We start from the raw sequence: 17645 nt of genomic DNA, 5'->3' as shown, positions 1-17645 counted from the left end.
AAGCTGCTGGCAAACACTCAGTGGCATGCGATAGTCTGTGGTCGGTCATGAGCGCCAGCATCAAGCCCCGGCTTGCTGGCCGGCAACCCTCCAACCGCGGTGGGGTGCTCCGGGTGAAGACCAGGTTGAGCAGCCACTAGCGAGTAGTTGCCGGCAAGCGCGGGTCCGTTTGACGGGCCCCCTGACACACAGATGGAGGGCCGTCCCATGAGCGCGCCAGAAGACCCCACCGCACAGTGGGCATTCGAAACCAAGCAGGTCCACGCGGGCCAAACCCCGGATATCGCGACGAACGCACGCGCGCTGCCGATCTACCAGACCACGTCATACGTGTTCAACAGCACCGAGCATGCCGCCGCGCTCTTCGGCCTCGCCGAGCCCGGCAACATCTACACCCGGATCATGAATCCAACCCAGGACACCGTCGAGCAGCGCATCGCCGCGCTCGAGGGCGGCGTCGCCGCGCTGTTCCTGGCGTCGGGTCAGGCCGCCGAGACTTTCGCGATCCTCAATCTGGCCAACGCGGGCGACCACATCGTCTCCAGTCCGCGGCTCTACGGCGGCACCTACAACCTGTTCCACTACACGTTGCCCAAACTCGGCATCGAGGTCAGCTTCGTGGACGACCCCGATGATTTGGATTCGTGGCGCGCGGCCGCGCAACCAAACACCAAGGCGTTCTTCGGCGAGACGATCTCCAATCCCAAAATCGATGTGCTCGACATTCCCGGCGTCGCCGCCGTCGCCCACGAGGCCGGCGTTCCGCTGATCGTCGACAACACGATCGCGACGCCGTACCTGATTCAGCCGCTCGCCCACGGCGCCGACATCGTCGTGCACTCGGCCACCAAGTATCTCGGCGGGCACGGCTCGGCGATCGCGGGTGTCATCGTCGACGGCGGCACCTTCGACTGGACCAACGGCAAATTCCCCGGTTTCACCACACCGGACCCGAGCTACCACGGTGTGGTGTTCGCCGAACTCGGTCCGCCCGCATACGCACTGAAGGCGCGCGTGCAGCTGCTGCGCGATCTCGGATCGGCGGCATCGCCGTTCAACGCGTTCCTGGTCGCCCAGGGGCTGGAGACGCTGAGCCTGCGTGTCGAGCGGCATGTGGCCAACGCGCAGCGCGTGGCGGAATATCTGGCCGGCCACGACGACGTCGTCTCGGTGAACTATGCGGGCCTGCCCACCTCGCCATGGTACGAGTTGGGAAAGAAGCTGGCGCCCAAGGGAACCGGCGCGGTGCTGGCCTTCGAGCTGGCCGGCGGCATCGACGCGGGCAAGGCGTTCGTCAACGCGCTCACGCTGCACAGCCACGTCGCCAATATCGGTGACGTCCGGTCGCTGGTCATCCATCCGGCCTCGACCACCCATGCGCAGCTATCGCCGGAGGAGCAGCTGGCCACCGGCGTCACTCCGGGACTGGTGCGGCTCGCGGTCGGCATCGAAGGCATCGACGACATCCTCGCGGACCTGGAACAGGGCTTCGCCGCCGCCAAGCCGTTCAACTCCGCCGGTTCAGCGGATCCCAAAGCCGCGGCGGCGTTCTGATGACTATCTTCGAATTGGACGTCGACGTGGAACCTGCATCTCTGCCCGCCGAAGGCAAAGTCGGCCATGTCAGCATCGGCGCACTCAAGCTGGAGAGCGGCGCGGTCGTCGACGATGTCACGATCGCCGTGCAGCGGTGGGGTGAGCTCTCCCCCGACCGCGACAACGTGGTCGTCGTGCTGCACGCCCTCACCGGCGACTCACACATCACCGGCCCGAACGGGCCTGGCGAAGAGACCGAGGGCTGGTGGGAAGGCGTCGCCGGACCCGGTGCGCCGATCGACACCGACCGCTGGTGTGCGATCGCCACCAACGTGCTCGGCGGGTTCCGTGGATCGACCGGTCCGAGCTCACTGCATCCCGACGGTAAGCCGTGGGGTTCGAGGTTTCCGCTCGTCTCGGTGCGCGACCAGGTCGAAGCCGATATCGCCGCACTCGCGGCGCTCGGCATCACCAGGGTCGCCGCGGTCGTCGGCGGTTCGATGGGCGGCGCCAGGGCACTGGAGTGGATCGTCGGCCATCCCGACACGGTGCGCGCAGCCCTGGTGCTGGCGGTCGGGGCCCGCGCGACCGCCGATCAGATCGGCACTCAGAGCACGCAGGTCGCGGCGATCAGATCCGATCCGAACTGGTGCAACGGCGACTACTACGACACTGGCCTCACCCCGGACACCGGCATGGAGATCGCCCGCCGGTTCGCACACCTGACGTATCGCGGCGAGACCGAACTGGACGATCGCTTCGCCAACGACGCGCAGGGTGACGAGGATCCGGCGACGGGTGGCCGGTATGCGATCCAGAGCTACCTCGAGTATCAGGGCCGCAAACTCTTGGCCAGATTCGACGCGGGCACGTATGTGGCGCTCACGGAATCGCTGTCCAGCCACGACGTCGGCCGTGGCCGCGGAGGTGTGGAGGCTGCACTGCGAAGCTGCCCGGTGCCCGTGGTGGTCGGCGGTATCACCTCAGACCGGTTGTACCCGTTGCGGCTGCAGGAGGAATTGGCCGCGCTGTTGCCGGGTTGTAGCGAGTTGAACGTGGTCGACTCGATCTACGGCCACGACGGATTTCTTGTCGAAACGGAGGCGGTGGGCGAATTGGTCCGTAAGACGTTGGAGTTGGCGTCACGCTCATGACAAGCAGCCGGCAGCGCTCGCTGTCATTCGGCGCAGAGGCGGCGGCATACGAGCGAGGCAGACCGTCGTACCCGCCGGAGGCGATCGACTGGCTGCTCCCCGACGACGCCGCCGACGTGCTCGACCTCGGGGCGGGAACGGGCAAGTTGACGACGCGGTTGGTCGAACGCGGCCTCAAGGTCGTCGCCGTCGACCCGATACCGGAAATGCTTGAACTGCTGAGCAATTCGTTGCCCGATACGCCTGCGCTGCTCGGCACGGCCGAGGAGATCCCGCTGCCCGACGAAAGTGTCGACGCGGTGCTGGTGGCACAGGCCTGGCACTGGTTCGACACCGAGCGTGCGGTCAAGGAGGTGGCGCGGGTGCTTCGACCGGGAGGCCGGCTGGGGCTGGTGTGGAACTCCCGCGACGAACGGCTGGGCTGGGTCAAGGATCTGGGGACCATCATCGGCCACGATGACGCCCAGTTCAACGAAAGGACGGCGCTCCCGGACGTCTTCACCGATGTCGAATTCCACCGCGTCGACTGGACCAGTTACCTGACGCCGCAGGCACTCATCGACCTGGTCGCCTCCCGCAGCTACTGCATCACGTCACCGGAGAAGGTGCGGACCCGCACGCTCGACCAGGTGCGCGAACTGCTGACCACCCACCCTGCGCTGGCCAATGCCAACGGCCTGGCACTGCCGTACGTGACGGTGTCCGTCCGCGCGACGCTGTCCTGACTAGGCCGCGCCGAACCAACGTGTCAGCGCCGCACGCAGCCGCATTTCATCGCCGGGCCCGAGTTCGGTTGCAGCCCATGCAACATAGCCGTCGGGCCGAATGAGCATCGCGGCGAATTCTGCGTCGGTCATGACCGCTGTCACGACGTCGACACGGCCCGCCCACGGGTCGGCCACCGAACGTGCGGCGCCGCCGGACACGTCGAGCAGCAGCGGACGTGCGTCGTGCAAGAGGTCGGCGACGCGTGTGCCGTCGTCGAAGACGAGGTCGGGAACCAACAGCCCTGACAGCGCATGGTCGTCGCCGACGTCGTAGCGCACATCCGAGCCGGCCAGTAGCCGGGCGAGGTGCCCTGCGACCTCCGGCATGTCCGCCAGCTCGCCGAAAAGGCCGCGCAGGGCGTTGACTTCGGGTCCCGGCGCGGCGAGCGCCAACTGCGCCTGTGAATGCATCATCACCCGCTCACCGACGGGATACCGTTCGGACTGATAGGTGTCGAGCAGGTTGTCGGGCACCAGGCCGTTGACGACACCCGCGAGCTTCCATCCGAGATTGACGGCATCCGCCATGCCGAGGTTCAGTCCAGGGCCGCCCATCGGCGAGTGCACGTGCGCGGCATCGCCGAGCAGCAGCACCCGGCCCGCGCGATACACCTCTGCCTGGCGCGAGTTCGTTCCGTCAAGCCGCCGTAGCGCGTGTACACCGGGGGCCTTCGGGGCTTCGAACGGGATGTCGATGCCGGTCAGCCGAAGGACGCTTTCGCGAAGCTCGTCGAGCGTCATCGCGCTTGTCGCGCTGCCCGGTGTCCAGCCGTACTCCACGGTGCCGAGCAATGGCCTTTCGGGCTCGAGCGGAAACAGGATGAGCGTGCCATCGCGGAATCTGTTCGGTCCGAACGGAATCAGGCCATGGCCGGGGATCTCATAGCCGCGGCCGGGAACCAGCAGCTCTTCGGGCAGGTGGACGTGTGCCAGCCGGCTCACGACCGGTGACGTGTGACCGGGAAATCCGATGCCCACGCTCTTGCGCACGGTGCTGCGGCCGCCGTCGGCGCCGACGAGGAAATCGGGGTGCAGCCGGTAGTCGTGCCCGCCGCAACGCACGGTCAGCGTGACGGCATCGGCGTCCGTATCGATCGACATCAGCTGATGACCCCACCTGATGTCGACACCGAGACCGCGGGCCCGCTTCTCGAGAAGCCGAACCAAGCGGGGTTGCGCGATGAGAAGCGCGTGCATCGGATTGTCCTCGACGCGCAGGAAGCTGAGCGGCATGCCTGCGAACTGCCAGCCGTATGCCGGTCGCGGCGGGCCGTCGTCACCGCCGAAAGCGTGGTAGAGCCCCCGCATGTCCAGCTGCCGAATGATCTGTCCGACAAGGCCGTTGGCCTTGGGCTCGTCACTGGGGCCCGGCAACTGGTCGAGCACCACGGCTCGCACACCCCCGAGCGCCAGCTCACAGGCGAGCATCAACCCGTTGGGGCCCGCGCCGACGATGGCGACCTGGGTGGTGTGGACATCGCTCATGACGTGACCCTCTGCGGTTCGGGCAATCCGGCGGCCACCTGCGCGAAACCCGCGCGGATCAAATCTGTGATCGCGACGGGCGGGTCTGCCCGCACGTACATGTCGGTCGCCGCGTCACCGACCGCTCGCACCACCGCCGCCACCAGGCGTGGATACATGTCCACCTCGGGGTCACTGCCGGTGCGCTCGGCGATCACATCGGTCCACTCGTCGAACAGCTTCTTCGAGACCACATCGCGGATCTCGGGCCTCATCAGCAGCTTTCGAATTTCGGCGAATTCCCGGCGGCTCGGGATCCGGTTTTCGGCGCCGTCGGCGTCGCGGAGGTCTTCTTCCAGCGGCGCGACAACGGATTCGGTGATCGACGTCCACAACGGCTCGTCGAAGGGACGACCGCGCAGCACGGTGATGCTGCGCCGCAGGCGTTCGGACTGGCGGTACGCCAGCGCCTCGTACTTTCCGGTGAAGTAGTTGTTGAACGTGCGCAGCGATACGCCCGCGAGTTCGGCGATGGCTTCGCGTGTCACGGTGTCGAAGCTGCCCTCGAGCGCCAGTTTCAGTGCCGCGTCACTGAGCGCGCGTCGGGTGTCGAGCTTCTTGCGCTCCCGGAGTCCGGTCATGCGGCCAAGGTAGCCAAATATTGCCTAAAGTGCAAAATTGCCTAGCGGGCAATCTTCGTGGGGAACCGCCCACTCACTGACCCAGTGCGGCATAGATGTCGTTGGCCTTGGGATCGGCATTGTCGCCCATGATCTCGACGATCATGGTCGCGTAGTCGGAGACCTCGACTCCCAGAGTCGTGAGGCCGGCCTCGCGTTTGTGATGCGAGAACGTTCCGCACGCATCCACCGCGACGACGGGATGAAAGCCGTTGCCTCGAGCCGAGATAGCCGGCAGGGACGCGCAGACTTCGAACGACAGGCCAGCGATGATCAGGTGATCGCGCTTCGTCGCCTCGACCAGAGCAACGAAGCGCTCGTCGTCCTATGCGTTGATCGTCGACCGGTCGAGTATCTCGGTCTCCCTGAGCACCTGCTTCAGCTCGGGAATCGTCGGGCCCCACATGCTGTCCCGCGCCGTTGTCACCGCAGTCGAATGACTCCGCTAGCTGGTACCCAGCGGGTCGATCGTCCATGCGATGTACAGAATCGTCGCGCTGACGCTGGCGGTCGTTGCGACGTCGATGCCGCGACTGCGCACGGCAAGCAGCCCGGCCCGGTCCTCGGGCAGCGTGAGCCTCAGCACGGCGGCCACAGCCACGCCGATCGCGAGCACCAGGGCGCCCCGGCGCCAATAGCCGGCGATCACCAGTCCGAACGCCGCTATCAGGATCACGCCGGGCAGCAGGATCGGCCACTGCCCGCCGAAGACCTTGCGCGCGAACTCACGCAATGTCACTGCGCCGCCAGCACCTCTGCGCGCTCGACCACGTTCGTGAGCAGAAACGCGCGGGTGAGCGGCCCGACGCCGCCGGGATTGGGCGACACGTGACCGGCCACGTCCCAGACGTCGGGGGCCACGTCGCCGACCAGCTTGCCTGCCGCGTCGCGGCTCACTCCGACGTCGATCACCGCGGCACCGGGACGAACCATCTCGGCGGTCACCATGTGCGGCACCCCCGCGGCGGCGATGATGATGTCGGCATCGCGGGTGTGCTGCGGCAGGTGCCGAGTCGCGGTGTGGCACAACGTGACCGTCGCGTTCTCGGAGCGACGGGTCAGCAGCAGGCCCAGTGGCCGGCCGACCGTCACCCCGCGTCCGATGACCACGACCTCCGCGCCGGCGATCTCGACCTCGTAGCGGCGCAGCAGGTGCACGATGCCGCGGGGAGTGCATGGCAGCGGCGCCGGCTCGTTGAGCACCAGCCGGCCCAGATTCGTCGGATGCAACCCGTCGGCGTCCTTGCCCGGATCCACCCGCTCCAGTGCGGCGTTTTCGTTGAGGTGCTTGGGCAGCGGCAGCTGCACGATGTAGCCGGTGCACTCGGGGTTGGCGTTCAGCTCGTCGATGGTCGCGTCGAGCTCGCCCTGACTGATGTCGGCGGGCAGATCGCGGCGGATCGAGTTGATGCCCACCTTGGCGCAGTCCGCATGCTTACCCCGGACGTATGCGTGTGAGCCGGGGTCGTCGCCGACCAGCACCGTTCCCAATCCGGGGGTGTGCCCTGCCTCGGATAACTTCGCAACACGTTCCTTCAGGTCGACGAAGATCTCGTCGCGTGTGGCCTTACCGTCCAAAGTGATCGCACCCACGGAGCTTTCTCCCGTCGCTTCGCTCGCCTGCGACGCCAGTCTGGCATGCTCGCCTCTATGAACACACAGCCCAATGTGTTCACCCCGGCCAAACTCGGCCCGGTGACGCTACGCAACCGCATTATCAAGGCGGCGACGTTCGAAGCTTCCTCGCCGAACGCGCTCGTCACCGACGACCTGATCACCTACCACCGGCTGCCCGCCGCGGGCGGGGTCGGCATGACCACCGTCGCCTACCTCGCGGTGTCGAAAGGCGGGCGCACCGAAGGCAACGTGATCTGGTGGCGTCCCGAGGCGATCCCCGGACTGAAGAAGCTCACGGAGTCCATCCACGCCGAGGGCGCCGCGATCAGCGCGCAGATCGGTCATGCCGGGCCGGTCGCCAATGCCCGCTCGACGAAGGCGACGGCCTACGCGCCGGTGCGGTTCTTCAACCCGCTGTCGATGCGTTTCGCCAAGAAGGCCACTCGCGACGACATCGACGACATCATCGCGGCCCACGCCAACGCCGCCCGGCTCGCGATCGAGGCAGGCTTCGATGCCGTCGAAATCCACTTGGGGCACAACTATTTCGCGAGTTCGTTCCTCAGCCCGCTGATCAATCGCCGTGCCGACGAATTCGGCGGATCGCTCGAGAACCGGGCAAAGGTGGCGCGCGGCATGGTGATGGCGGTGCGGCGCGCGGTGGAGAAGGAAGGCAACCCGATCGCCGTCACCGCCAAGCTGACCATGGCCGACGGAGTGCGCGGCGGCATCCCGCTCGAGGAGTCGCTTCAGACGGCGAAGTGGCTCGAGGAGGACGGCGGCCTCGACGCCATCGAACTCACCGCGGGCAGCTCACTGGTCAATCCGATGTACCTGTTCCGCGGCGACGCACCGGTCAAGGAGTTCGCGGGCGCCTTCAAGCCCCCGTTGCGGTGGGGTATCCGGCTGACCGGCAAGAAGTTCCTGCGCGCCTACCCCTACCGGGAAGCGTTCCTGCTGCGCGACGCCAAGCTGTTCCGCGCCGAGCTCAAGATGCCGCTGATCTTGTTGGGCGGCATCACAAATCGCGAAACGATGGACCTGGCCATGGCCGAGGGTTTCGACTTCGTCGCAATGGGACGGGCACTGCTGGCCGAACCCGACCTGATCAACCGCATCAAGGACGACGGCGACGCGCACTCGATTCGATCGCTGTGCACCCACTGCAACAAGTGCATGGCCACGATCTACAGCCATACGCACTGCGTGGTGACGGGCTCGCCCGGTTAGTGGGGCGGGGTGGGCATCTCCACCGGGGTCATCGGCTGCGCCCCGAACGCCACGACCGGCTCGGTGCGCACCCACTCGTCGGACTTGATCACCAGATCCTTTGCCGTGACCGTGTAGGTGACGCCGTCCTTCTGCGCGAAGAACTGTCCCGGCACAGTGGGTTCGGCGACGACGATGAGCACCGCATCGTCGCCCAGGCGGGCACCCCGGTATTCGTAGCGGCCGGCCTGGTCGACGCAGATCGCGACGATCGACTGTGCCGTGCGGATGAAGGAGACCGCCGACTGCGGCGCATCACAGCGCACCTGGGAGTCGAGGAAACCCCGATCGTCGGTGGGGTACGACTCCTGTGCAGCAGCCGTCGGCAACGTCACCATCGCCGCCAGACTCAGGGTCACCGCGGCACTTCTCACCAGCCCTGCAGGCGCCATAGACACCATGAGCAACGACACCACGAAGGTGCCTGCGGCCGCTGCCGACTCGCCGTACGGACCGGCACTTATTTGCGATTTCGGCCAGGTGGTATCAGAACCCTTGCGCAGTCCGCGACAATTCCGTCCGCGCTGGCGGGAATCACCTGTCCGGCGAGCAGGTGCCGCCGCACGACCGCGTAGGGAATGTCGACGATCGCAGCATTGATCCGATCGGGGTCGGCGGGCACCGCCGCCAGCAGCTGACGCAGCTTGCGGCGCAGCCGCCGCCGCGCCGCGATCAGGTGTTCGGGCCACTCTGGAGCACTCAGCGCATCGGCCCCGGCCAGCAGCACCTGCGCCTCGTTCGCGTGCTCGCGGCACCACTGCACCGTGAATCTGGCCGCGGAGACACATCGCGTCTGCGGGTCCTCCGATGCCGACAGGGCTGCGGCGATACCGGAATGGAACCGCGCCTCGGTGCGCATCCACAGTTCGCCGCACAGCGCGGCCCTGCTCGCGAAGCGGTGATACATCGACCCGCTGGGGGCGCCGACCGCGCGCGCGACGGCCGACATGGTCACCGCTGCCGGTCCTTCTTCGGCGAGCAGTGTCGCGGCGGCGTCGAGCAGTTCGTCGGCGGTGTATAGCGCGGGCCGTGGCATCGTCCTATGATAATAGAGATCACTCTCTAATACTGGTCAGGAGGCACTCATGTCTTTGCGGGAGTCCACCCCCACTGCCGTCGCGCAGCGCTTCTACGGCGCCATCGCCCGCTCCGACGCCGACAGCCTGTTCGCGCTGCTCACTGACGATTTCGTGGGCACGGTGAGCGCCGGCATGCCGCACGAGGTCGGCGGAGAACACCGGGGACCGTACGACATGATCGCCGGCGTCTGGGGACACATCGACGCGCTCTACGACATGCACGTAGATCCCGTCGAATACCTCGCGGTCGGCGACGACAGGATCGTCGTCATCGGCAGGTACTGGGGGTCGGCGCGAGACGGCGGAACCGCCGTCGACGCCGCCTTTGCACACGTCATCACCACGCGAGGCGAGCAGATGGCGGCGTTGCACCAGATCACTGACACTGCCCGATGGCGCATTCCCTGTCGATGACCGTCCGCTGACGACCGCCCAGACCCGCGCCGCGATCTGGGTCGTACCGATAGAGTTGGTCGCGATGAGCCGACCAGCCCCACCCGCGCTAACCGTTCGATACGACGGGTCCACCCGAACCTTCGCGCCGGGCAACGACGTTGTCGTCGGTCGCGATCTTCGCGCCGACATCCGCATCGCACACCCGCTGATCTCGCGCGCACACCTTGTGCTGCGGTTCGACCAGGGCCGGTGGGTGGCCATCGACAACGGCAGCCTCAACGGGATGTACGTCAACAACCGGCAGGTCCCGTCGGTCGACCTGCACGACGGTCAGACCCTCAACATCGGCAATCCCGATGGGCCGCTACTGAGTTTCGAGGTCGGGCGGCACCAGGGCGCCGTCGGGCGGACGCCGACCCAATCGGTGCCCATCGGCTCGCAGCGCCAGGCCGACACCTCATGGCCCACGCAGGGACCGTCACACCCACCGTCGGCTCCCTCCGCGCCACACGTGTCACGTCCGCAGCAGATGCCGCCGCCCACCGGGCCGCGTCCGCAGGGACCGCCACCGGCGTACCCGTCCGGGGCGCAACCGCGGTATCCCTCGGCGCCACAGCAGCCGGCCGCTCGCGGCGGCCAGTATTCGTCCGGCCCTTCGGCACCGGTGCGGCAACCTCAGATGTCGGCGCCGATGTCGCAACCGGCTCTCGAGTCCGTCACCGCGATGGGTCCGACGGCGGCGCCACGCGCGGCCGAGGGCAACCTCGCGACGAGCATGCTCAAGATCCTGCGGCCCGGCAAGCCCGCTCCCGCAGCGGGTATCGCGGGCGCCATCAAGATCGGCCGCGCAACCGATAACGACATCGTCGTGCCGGATGTACTCGCATCGCGTCACCACGCGACCCTGATCCCCACGCCCACCGGAACCGAGATCCGGGATAACCGCAGCATCAACGGCACGTTCGTCAATGGCGCGCGCGTCGACTCGGCGATGCTGAGCGACGGCGACACCGTCACGATCGGCAACATCGACCTGGTGTTCACGGGCGGCACGCTGGCCCGCCGCACCGAGACCGCCGCGGCCACCCAGACCGGCGGCCTGGAAGTGCACTCGATCACGTGGACGATCGAGGGCAACAAGACACTGTTGGACAACATCTCGATCGCCGCGCGCCCCGGCACATTGACCGCCGTTATCGGCCCGTCGGGCGCCGGCAAGTCGACCTTCGCGAAGTTGGTGGCGGGGTACACCCATCCGACGACCGGCACCGTGACCTTCGAAGGTCACAACATCCACGCCGAGTACGCCTCGCTGCGCTCCAGGATCGGCATGGTCCCGCAGGACGACGTGGTGCACGGTCAGCTGACCGTCAGACAGGCGCTGATGTTCGCCGCCGAGCTCCGGTTGCCACCGGACACCACTAAGGCCGACCGCGAGCGGGTCGTCATGCAGGTCCTCGAGGAACTCGAGATGACCAAGCATCTCGAAACCCGTGTCGACAAGCTCTCCGGCGGTCAGCGCAAACGCGCCTCGGTCGCCCTCGAGCTGTTGACGGGACCGTCTCTGCTGATCCTCGACGAGCCCACCTCGGGTCTGGATCCCGCGCTGGACCGCCAGGTCATGACGATGCTGCGGCAACTGGCCGACGCCGGCCGCGTCGTGGTGGTCGTCACCCACTCACTGACCTATCTCGACGTTTGCGACCAGGTATTGCTGCTGGCGCCCGGCGGGAAGACCGCGTTCTGCGGCCCACCCGACCAGATCGGCGCGTCGATGGGCACCACCAACTGGGCCGACATCTTCAGCTCGGTCGCCGGTGACCCGGACGGCGCCAAAGCGCGGTTCCTCGCCCAGCACGGGCCGCCAGCGCCACCGCCGCCGATCGAGACACCGTCCGACCTCGGCGAGCCGACCAAGACCAGCCTGCCCAAGCAGTTCTCCACGATCGCCCGCCGCCAGATGCGACTGATCATCTCGGATCGCGGCTACTTCATCTTCCTGGCGTTTCTGCCGTTCATCATGGGCGCATTGTCGCTCTCGGTACCCGGCGATGTCGGCTTCGGCATTCCCGTCCCCGCAATCAAGGGCGGCGAAGCACCGAACGAACCGGGACAGATTCTGGTGCTGCTCAACGTGGGCGCCATCTTCATGGGCACCGCGCTGACGATCCGGGCGCTGATCGGGGAGCGGGCGATCTTCCTGCGCGAGCAGGCGGTCGGTCTGTCCACGACCGCATACATGCTCGCCAAGGTCTTCGTCTTCTCCTTATTCGCCTTGATGCAGTCGGGAATCGTCGTCGCGATCAACATCTGGGGGAAGGGTTGGGGCCCCGGGGCCGTCGAGAGCGGCGCGGTGATACCCAACCGGTCCCTGGAGTTGTACGTCGACGTCGCGGCGTGCTGTGTCGGCGCAGCAATGGTCGGCCTGGCCCTTTCATCGATCGCCAAGTCGAACGAACAGATCATGCCGCTGCTGGTGATCGCGATCATGTCGCAGCTGGTGTTCCAGGGCGGCATGATCCCGGTGACCGGTCGCATCGTGCTCGACCAGATGTCGTGGATCACCCCGGCCCGCTGGGGATTCGCCTCGACGGCATCGACGATCGATCTGATCAGGCTGGTGCCAGGCCCGCTGACACCGCAGGACTCGCATTGGAAACACACCGCGGGCGCGTGGTGGTTCAACATGGCCATGCAAGGGATGATCTGCATCGGCTATCTGAGCGTGGTCCGATGGAAGATCCGGCTCGCCGCAGCCAACTGACTTCAATGTTCTGCAGCACGGCGTTGGCTGCGCGCGTCGAGTACGCGGAAGCTGGTCTCATCGTGGCAGGTACCGAGGCAGGACGGCGCCGCGGCGGCGACGGTTTCGTGATGCCGACCGCAGGCGGGGCGGCGTGTTTCGCCGGTCAGAACTCGCCGTTCAACAAGGTTGTCGGGCTCGGCTTCGCAGCCGTACCCGACGACGCCGAGCTGGATGAGATCGAGCGGGCGTACTCGGCTGTGGGCAGCCCCACCCAGGTCGAGTTGGCGCATCTCGCCGACCCGGAAATCGGCGCGCTGCTGACAGGACGCGGATATGCGCTCGTCGGCTTCGAGAACGTGCTCGGCCGTCCGCTGGACAGCACGGCGGACCGGATCGTGCCGCCGGGAGTCGAGATCCGGTCCAGCGGCGACGACGAATTCGAGACTTGGCTCGACGTCGTCGTCGACGGGTTCGCGCAACCCGACACCCAGGGCATCGCATCGCACGAGGAGTTTCCGCGCGACATGATCGCCGCCGCCACACGCGATATGGCCGCCGCGGGGGCGACCCGATACGTCGCGCTGCACGACGGTGTCATCGCGGGCGCGGCGAGCGTCCGGATGGCCGACGGCATCGCCCAACTCACAGGCGCGGCCACGATGCCCGCCCATCGCAGGCGAGGCATTCAGACGGCGTTACTGGCGGCCCGCCTTGCCGACGCGACCGCGCAGTGCGATATCGCCGTCGTCACCACCGCACCGGGGTCGAAATCGCAGGAGAACGTGCAGCGGCGCGGATTTCAGCTGCTCTACACCCGCGCGATCTTGGTCAAACCCGCGCCGGAGCCAACCGCTTGAGGGCGAGCCCACCCTCGAAGGGCCGGTAACCGAACGCGGGAGGCGAGACGTAACCCGTATCGCCGAGCGGCGTGTTCACCTCGTCGACGGTCGGCCCGATCTCGGCAGCGATCGGGGCGAGGGCGTCGAGATCGAAGCGGTAGAGGCGGCCCGCGTTGCCGCCCAGGATCTTTCTGCAGGTGTCCTCTGACTGATCGTGCAATGCCCACCGAATCGCGAGCTTGGAATGGGGAGCGAAGCCTTCCTCGTGTGGATAGTCGCTGCCCCACATCATGTGATCGGCGCCCATGTAGTCGATCATCGACGACTCGTACGGCGTCAACTCAGATGCCAGGTAGCAGTTGCGCTTCGCGTACTCACTCGGGCTCATGGTCAGCTCGTCGATCGACGACCCGCCGAACACGCCGTACGTGCGGTTGCCCGCATCCGTTCGCATGCTCGGCACCATGACGTCGAGCAGCGTCATCTGATCCCGCAACCACATCGTGCCCTGCTCCGTCGGCACGAACCGCAGGTTTGGGTGCCGCTCGAAGACCCCGGCGAGAATGAGGTGGTTGACCGTGCGCTGCGCCCATATCGCCATCTCGGTGACCAGCACGGCGTTGGACGCCGGCTGATCCATCGGCATCACCGGACTGCCGGCCCCCGCATGTTGAACCACGGTCAGGTCGAGGTCGGCGCAGAGCGCCCAGATCGGCTCGTACCGGGTATGGAAGAGCGGGGCGACGTTCGGGTCGCCGGGTGACACCGCAGGCACCAGCACGCCGCCGAAGCATTCCTGCGCTGCGCCCCAACGGATCTCGTCAAGGGCCTGCTCGATGTCGTTGGGAAAGATCTGAATCAGTCCGCGCCGCCGATCCGGTGCCAGCGAGCAGAAATCGACCTGCCACCGGTTGTGGGCCTGCACGCCGGCCCACCGCTGTTCGAACTCCTGGCGGGTGCCCGGCAGGCTGATGGTGATGTTCGGCGAGGTCGGGAAGAACGGCGGCACGGTGTTCGGCAGCAGCACCTCGGCGGCCACACCGTCGGCGTCCATCTCGGACATGCGCATCTCGTGGTCCCAGTTGCGCTTCGCCGTCGCGATGATCAGGTCGTCGAACGGGCTCTCGTACGTCTTCGCCCACGCGTCGAAGTCGTCATGCAGCCCCGTCGGCAGGTACTGCTTGTAGTCGTAGAGATCCGCGCCCGCATGCGTGTCGGTCGAGATGACCACGTAGCGATCGATCGTGTCCCAGGAAGCCGTCATCTTCCGATCATGCTCCACACCGACCGGCGCGCACGCGGGAATCGCGAGCGTTAGCGATCGTGCATGTCCGGATGAGTCTCTTCGAGCTGTGCACTGTCCCAATAGCCCCGCTGGTGCACGATCTGCCCGCAACGGACCTGGAAGAATCCGCATCCGCGGAAACCGTCCGGGTCGACCCATTCCAGCGCGCCCCACTCATCGTCGACGACGAGGTTGATCGGTGTGCAGGTGAGCGGGCCGCCTGAGAAGGTCTCGCGATGGAACTGTTCGATCGCGGCCCGGCCTACAACCGGTTCGAGCGCGATCTGGTGGTTCACCGCGTCGTCGGCGTAAAGTGCCGAAATCCCCTCGGCATCACCGGTGTTGAACAGCTCGACCCACTTTTCGATGGTACGACGTGTGCTCACCGCCGGTCCTTACGTTGTCACCGGGCGCTGTGCAGCCCGATGCGGGCTCCCCACACTACCGACTCGATCGTCAATCTCACGCGACGTCCCGTACCGCCGTCCATGTCACTGGGAGTCACCCATTCGACGGCGGCCTTCCCGGAGACGTGCAGCGTTGCGCCCGTGTCGAAGTCGATGAAGAGCAACGCGGCGCTCGGATCGACGGCCAGATTGCCGAAGCTGTTGAACATGTTGTTGCCCGGGTAGTCCGGCCACCACAGGGTGTCGCCGTCGACGTGGACGAACCCGGGTGGCCCGCCCCGATGGGAGGCGTCCGCGCCGCGAGTCGGATGGATGGTGCCGAGGAAGAAGGTATCGGCATGCGTGATGAGCTCGCGGTGCTCGGCGCTCAGCGTCGACGACCGTTCGACGGGCTGCCCAACAATGTCGGCGTGTTCCAGATGGCGTGGATGAATGTACTTGGGGCAGTTGCCGTATGCCTGATCGACCGACAGCAGCAGGTCATCGTCGCCGACACCGATGATGGTGCCGTTGACCCGCACCCTGCGACGGGTGGCGAACTCGATGGCGAGCATTCCGGCCTGCTGGTTGGCCGCGAGGTGATACAGCGGATCGCCGCTGCCCGGGACGGCGTGGACGCGCAGTTCCTGGTCGTGCGCTTCGAGAAATCCGGGCGACGAGAACAGCGGTGATGTCCACAACCGGCCATCGGCGTCGCGGGCGGTGAGGACGGCGAAGTCGCGGCCGGCAAGGAGTCCGCCGATTCCGCCGTTCAGATCGGGGGTTGAGAGCATCGCATTCCCGAGGCGGGCCGCCTGCGCACGAACGCCCGCGCGGTCCTGGACCGCGAGTTCTCCCGCGTGAAAGCCCGTTAGCGCGGTCATGACGCTGTCAACGTGCCCGTGCAGCGGTTATTCCCCGACGCCTGATCCGCGGGGTCAGCCGCCGGAGATGTCGAGCCCATGCGCGACGGCGTAGGCGAGGCCCTGGTCGACGTCGATCTTCGCACCACGCAGGACGGCGGTGGTCCAGAAGGTCGCGTCGGTACGCGCGCCCCGCAGATCGGCCTCCTCGAGACGGGTCTTCCCCAAGCGCGCACCTCGTAGGTCGGCGCCGCGCAACACCGCCTTGCGAAGATCCGTTTCGACGAGGCCGGCTTCCCGTAGCCGGCACCCGGACAGGTCGACACTCCTGAGATCGCAGCCGCCGAGGACGGCGAGCGTCATGTCGACCTCCACCAGTGTCAGCGGTCGCATCCGGCATCCGGTGAACACCGATCCGAGCATGCTGCAGTGCCGGAACGTGCTGTGGTGCAGGGTCGCCCGCTCGAATCGGCAGTTCCGGAATGCCGAGCCGACGTGTTCGGACTCGGTGAGGTCGACACCACGGAAGTCGCAGTCGTCGAACACCGCGCGCTCCGTGCGCAGCCGGCTGAGATCGTCGTCGCGGAAGTCGTGGGAGACGAACTCCCTGTCCGCCCAGACCTCGTCGTCGTCGTCCACCGAATCAGCCGGGCAGCGAGCTGAGGATGTTGAGCGCATACTCGGTGACCTCGATCAACGCGGCTCGGGCGGAGTGGCGGTCCCGAGCGTCGACCGACATCATCGGTATGTGATCCGAAAGGGCCAGCGCCTTGCGCACGGAATGGGTGGAATACTTTGGCGCGCCCTCGAATTCATTGATTGCCACCAGGAACGGAATACGGCGCGCTTCGAAGAAGTCCACTGCGGCGAAGCTGTCCTGGAGGCGACGGACGTCGACCAGAATGATGGCACCGATGGCGCCGCGGATCAGGTCGTCCCACATGAACCAGAACCTGCGCTGGCCCGGTGTCCCGAACAGGTACAGCACCAGGTCCTGGTCGAGGGTGATGCGGCCGAAGTCCATGGCCACCGTGGTGGTGGTCTTCGACGGGGTCGCTTCAAGGCCGTCGACGCCTGCGGACGCATTGGTCACCAGCGCCTCGGTCCGCAGCGGCATGATCTCGGAGACTGCGCCCACGAACGTCGTCTTACCGGCGCCGAACCCGCCGGAGATGACGATCTTCGTCGAAGCGGCGGCCCGCCTCTCAGAGTGCCCTGAGGCCACGCAGCGTCCTTCCTATGAGTTCTCGTCGTTCGTCGCTCGTGGACGAATCACCGAGGGTGGTGTGGACCTGCAGGTATCCCTGCGTCACCAGATCGCCGATCAGCACCCGGGCCACCCCGAGAGGTAGCGCCAATCCGGCGGCGATCTCGGCGACGGACGGGAGTCCGACACTCATGGTGAGGATCTGGCCCCGTACATCGTTGCCGGGCCACCGAGACGCCTTCGCAGTGGCGAGTTTCCCGATCGGCGCCTCCAGCGGCAGGTCAACCTGCGGTTCGGTGCGACCGGCCGTCAGCGTGTACGGCCGGACCAGATGCGGTTCTTCCTGATCGTCCATCG

General features: G+C 66.7%; 19 protein-coding genes, 1 pseudogene and 1 riboswitch. Of the genes and pseudogenes, 7 read left to right on the top strand and 13 right to left on the bottom strand.

Annotation, left to right across the window (positions count from 1 at the left end; translation table 11 throughout):
* The first annotated feature begins 43 nt into the window (after positions 1 to 43).
* Positions 44 to 166: riboswitch (SAM riboswitch) on the top strand.
* Between the two features lie 41 nt (positions 167 to 207).
* From AB4Z42_RS04320 to AB4Z42_RS04310, 3 genes are read left to right on the top strand one after another with little or no spacing between them, the layout of a single operon-like run.
* On the top strand, positions 208 to 1554 hold the full coding sequence (locus tag AB4Z42_RS04320) for a bifunctional o-acetylhomoserine/o-acetylserine sulfhydrylase (RefSeq protein WP_442007855.1): 1347 nt from the start codon (positions 208 to 210) through the stop codon (positions 1552 to 1554).
* On the top strand, positions 1554 to 2690 hold the full coding sequence (metX, locus tag AB4Z42_RS04315; protein ID WP_442007854.1) for a homoserine O-acetyltransferase MetX: 1137 nt from the start codon (positions 1554 to 1556) through the stop codon (positions 2688 to 2690). Before AB4Z42_RS04320 ends, metX begins: the two co-directional genes overlap by 1 nt.
* Positions 2687 to 3415, top strand: a complete 729-nt coding sequence (locus AB4Z42_RS04310) for a class I SAM-dependent methyltransferase (RefSeq protein ID WP_442007853.1) — start codon at positions 2687 to 2689, stop codon at positions 3413 to 3415. Before metX ends, AB4Z42_RS04310 begins: the two co-directional genes overlap by 4 nt.
* On the opposite strand, the gene AB4Z42_RS04305 is transcribed toward AB4Z42_RS04310, so the two are convergent.
* From AB4Z42_RS04305 to AB4Z42_RS04285, 5 genes and pseudogenes are all read right to left on the bottom strand, one after another.
* Entirely contained in the window at positions 3416 to 4942 is a 1527-nt protein-coding gene (locus AB4Z42_RS04305) for an FAD-dependent monooxygenase (protein WP_442007852.1), read from the bottom strand. It lies immediately after the preceding gene.
* A complete protein-coding gene (locus AB4Z42_RS04300) occupies positions 4939 to 5562 on the bottom strand; it encodes a TetR/AcrR family transcriptional regulator (RefSeq protein WP_442007851.1) in 624 nt (207 codons plus the stop codon). The genes AB4Z42_RS04305 and AB4Z42_RS04300 overlap by 4 nt, the downstream gene beginning before the upstream one ends.
* Positions 5563 to 5635: 73 nt before the next feature.
* Positions 5636 to 5908, bottom strand: a pseudogene (locus AB4Z42_RS04295) (isochorismatase family protein); the annotation flags it as partial.
* Positions 5909 to 6046: 138 nt separating this feature from the next.
* Positions 6047 to 6340, bottom strand: coding sequence for a DUF3017 domain-containing protein (locus AB4Z42_RS04290; RefSeq protein WP_442007850.1), 294 nt, complete (start codon positions 6338 to 6340; stop codon positions 6047 to 6049).
* Positions 6337 to 7194 carry a bifunctional methylenetetrahydrofolate dehydrogenase/methenyltetrahydrofolate cyclohydrolase gene (locus AB4Z42_RS04285; RefSeq protein WP_442007849.1) on the bottom strand — a complete coding sequence of 286 codons (858 nt, stop codon included), beginning with the start codon at positions 7192 to 7194 and terminating at the stop codon, positions 6337 to 6339. Before AB4Z42_RS04285 ends, AB4Z42_RS04290 begins: the two co-directional genes overlap by 4 nt.
* Positions 7195 to 7251: 57 nt before the next feature.
* Between AB4Z42_RS04285 and AB4Z42_RS04280 the strand changes: the two genes are divergently transcribed.
* Complete coding sequence (locus AB4Z42_RS04280; protein ID WP_442007848.1) at positions 7252 to 8448, top strand: NADH:flavin oxidoreductase; 1197 nt, start codon at positions 7252 to 7254, stop codon at positions 8446 to 8448.
* Here the strand turns inward: AB4Z42_RS04280 and AB4Z42_RS04275 are convergent.
* Positions 8445 to 8846: a hypothetical protein gene (locus AB4Z42_RS04275; RefSeq protein WP_442007847.1), complete on the bottom strand. Its 402-nt coding sequence runs from the start codon at positions 8844 to 8846 to the stop codon at positions 8445 to 8447. The genes AB4Z42_RS04280 and AB4Z42_RS04275 overlap by 4 nt on opposite strands.
* A 101-nt stretch (positions 8847 to 8947) precedes the next feature.
* Positions 8948 to 9523, bottom strand: a complete 576-nt coding sequence (locus AB4Z42_RS04270) for a TetR/AcrR family transcriptional regulator (protein ID WP_442007846.1) — start codon at positions 9521 to 9523, stop codon at positions 8948 to 8950.
* A gap of 49 nt (positions 9524 to 9572) precedes the next feature.
* Between AB4Z42_RS04270 and AB4Z42_RS04265 the strand changes: the two genes are divergently transcribed.
* From AB4Z42_RS04265 to AB4Z42_RS04255, 3 genes are all read left to right on the top strand, one after another.
* A complete protein-coding gene (locus tag AB4Z42_RS04265) occupies positions 9573 to 9980 on the top strand; it encodes a nuclear transport factor 2 family protein (protein WP_442007845.1) in 408 nt (135 codons plus the stop codon).
* A gap of 64 nt (positions 9981 to 10044) precedes the next feature.
* Entirely contained in the window at positions 10045 to 12726 is a 2682-nt protein-coding gene (locus tag AB4Z42_RS04260; protein WP_442007844.1) for an FHA domain-containing protein, read from the top strand.
* 5 nt (positions 12727 to 12731) lie between these two features.
* Entirely contained in the window at positions 12732 to 13565 is an 834-nt protein-coding gene (locus AB4Z42_RS04255) for a GNAT family N-acetyltransferase (protein WP_442008112.1), read from the top strand.
* On the opposite strand, the gene AB4Z42_RS04250 is transcribed toward AB4Z42_RS04255, so the two are convergent.
* From AB4Z42_RS04250 to AB4Z42_RS04225, 6 genes are read right to left on the bottom strand one after another with little or no spacing between them, the layout of a single operon-like run.
* Complete coding sequence (locus AB4Z42_RS04250) at positions 13537 to 14811, bottom strand: amidohydrolase family protein (RefSeq protein WP_442007843.1); 1275 nt, start codon at positions 14809 to 14811, stop codon at positions 13537 to 13539. The genes AB4Z42_RS04255 and AB4Z42_RS04250 overlap by 29 nt on opposite strands.
* A 50-nt stretch (positions 14812 to 14861) precedes the next feature.
* On the bottom strand, positions 14862 to 15218 hold the full coding sequence (locus AB4Z42_RS04245; RefSeq protein WP_442007842.1) for a nuclear transport factor 2 family protein: 357 nt from the start codon (positions 15216 to 15218) through the stop codon (positions 14862 to 14864).
* A gap of 17 nt (positions 15219 to 15235) precedes the next feature.
* The gene (locus AB4Z42_RS04240; RefSeq protein ID WP_442007841.1) at positions 15236 to 16102 is read right to left on the bottom strand and encodes a pyridoxamine 5'-phosphate oxidase family protein; all 867 of its coding nucleotides are present in this window, start codon (positions 16100 to 16102) and stop codon (positions 15236 to 15238) included.
* Between the two features lie 54 nt (positions 16103 to 16156).
* Positions 16157 to 16759 (bottom strand): pentapeptide repeat-containing protein, encoded by a 603-nt coding sequence (locus tag AB4Z42_RS04235; protein ID WP_442007840.1) that lies wholly within the window; start codon positions 16757 to 16759, stop codon positions 16157 to 16159.
* Positions 16725 to 17306, bottom strand: a complete 582-nt coding sequence (locus AB4Z42_RS04230; protein ID WP_442007839.1) for a GTP-binding protein — start codon at positions 17304 to 17306, stop codon at positions 16725 to 16727. Before AB4Z42_RS04230 ends, AB4Z42_RS04235 begins: the two co-directional genes overlap by 35 nt.
* Positions 17287 to 17643 carry a DUF742 domain-containing protein gene (locus AB4Z42_RS04225; RefSeq protein ID WP_442007838.1) on the bottom strand — a complete coding sequence of 119 codons (357 nt, stop codon included), beginning with the start codon at positions 17641 to 17643 and terminating at the stop codon, positions 17287 to 17289. The genes AB4Z42_RS04230 and AB4Z42_RS04225 overlap by 20 nt, the downstream gene beginning before the upstream one ends.
* Between the last annotated feature and the right edge of the window lie 2 nt (positions 17644 to 17645).

Origin of the sequence: Mycobacterium sp. 2YAF39 (assembly GCF_052114565.1) — a bacterium.
Taxonomy (GTDB): domain Bacteria; phylum Actinomycetota; class Actinomycetes; order Mycobacteriales; family Mycobacteriaceae; genus Mycobacterium.
Note: the sequence above shows the minus strand (reverse complement) of the source record. Positions and strands in the feature narration are given on the sequence as shown.

What these genes read in the sequence shown, in the direction of transcription:
- AB4Z42_RS04240 (WP_442007841.1), bottom strand. Translation starts at nt 16,102, where the DNA reads ATGACCGCGCTAACGGGCTTTCACGCGGGAGAACTCGCGGTCCAGGAC.
- AB4Z42_RS04225 (WP_442007838.1), bottom strand. Translation starts at nt 17,643, where the DNA reads ATGGACGATCAGGAAGAACCGCATCTGGTCCGGCCGTACACGCTGACG.
- metX (WP_442007854.1), top strand. Translation starts at nt 1,554, where the DNA reads ATGACTATCTTCGAATTGGACGTCGACGTGGAACCTGCATCTCTGCCC.
- AB4Z42_RS04260 (WP_442007844.1), top strand. Translation starts at nt 10,045, where the DNA reads ATGAGCCGACCAGCCCCACCCGCGCTAACCGTTCGATACGACGGGTCC.
- AB4Z42_RS04235 (WP_442007840.1), bottom strand. Translation starts at nt 16,759, where the DNA reads ATGCGCTCAACATCCTCAGCTCGCTGCCCGGCTGATTCGGTGGACGAC.
- AB4Z42_RS04310 (WP_442007853.1), top strand. Translation starts at nt 2,687, where the DNA reads ATGACAAGCAGCCGGCAGCGCTCGCTGTCATTCGGCGCAGAGGCGGCG.
- AB4Z42_RS04320 (WP_442007855.1), top strand. Translation starts at nt 208, where the DNA reads ATGAGCGCGCCAGAAGACCCCACCGCACAGTGGGCATTCGAAACCAAG.
- AB4Z42_RS04250 (WP_442007843.1), bottom strand. Translation starts at nt 14,811, where the DNA reads ATGACGGCTTCCTGGGACACGATCGATCGCTACGTGGTCATCTCGACC.
- AB4Z42_RS04270 (WP_442007846.1), bottom strand. Translation starts at nt 9,523, where the DNA reads ATGCCACGGCCCGCGCTATACACCGCCGACGAACTGCTCGACGCCGCC.
- AB4Z42_RS04300 (WP_442007851.1), bottom strand. Translation starts at nt 5,562, where the DNA reads ATGACCGGACTCCGGGAGCGCAAGAAGCTCGACACCCGACGCGCGCTC.
- AB4Z42_RS04280 (WP_442007848.1), top strand. Translation starts at nt 7,252, where the DNA reads ATGAACACACAGCCCAATGTGTTCACCCCGGCCAAACTCGGCCCGGTG.
- AB4Z42_RS04305 (WP_442007852.1), bottom strand. Translation starts at nt 4,942, where the DNA reads ATGAGCGATGTCCACACCACCCAGGTCGCCATCGTCGGCGCGGGCCCC.
- AB4Z42_RS04265 (WP_442007845.1), top strand. Translation starts at nt 9,573, where the DNA reads ATGTCTTTGCGGGAGTCCACCCCCACTGCCGTCGCGCAGCGCTTCTAC.
- AB4Z42_RS04255 (WP_442008112.1), top strand. Translation starts at nt 12,732, where the DNA reads ATGTTCTGCAGCACGGCGTTGGCTGCGCGCGTCGAGTACGCGGAAGCT.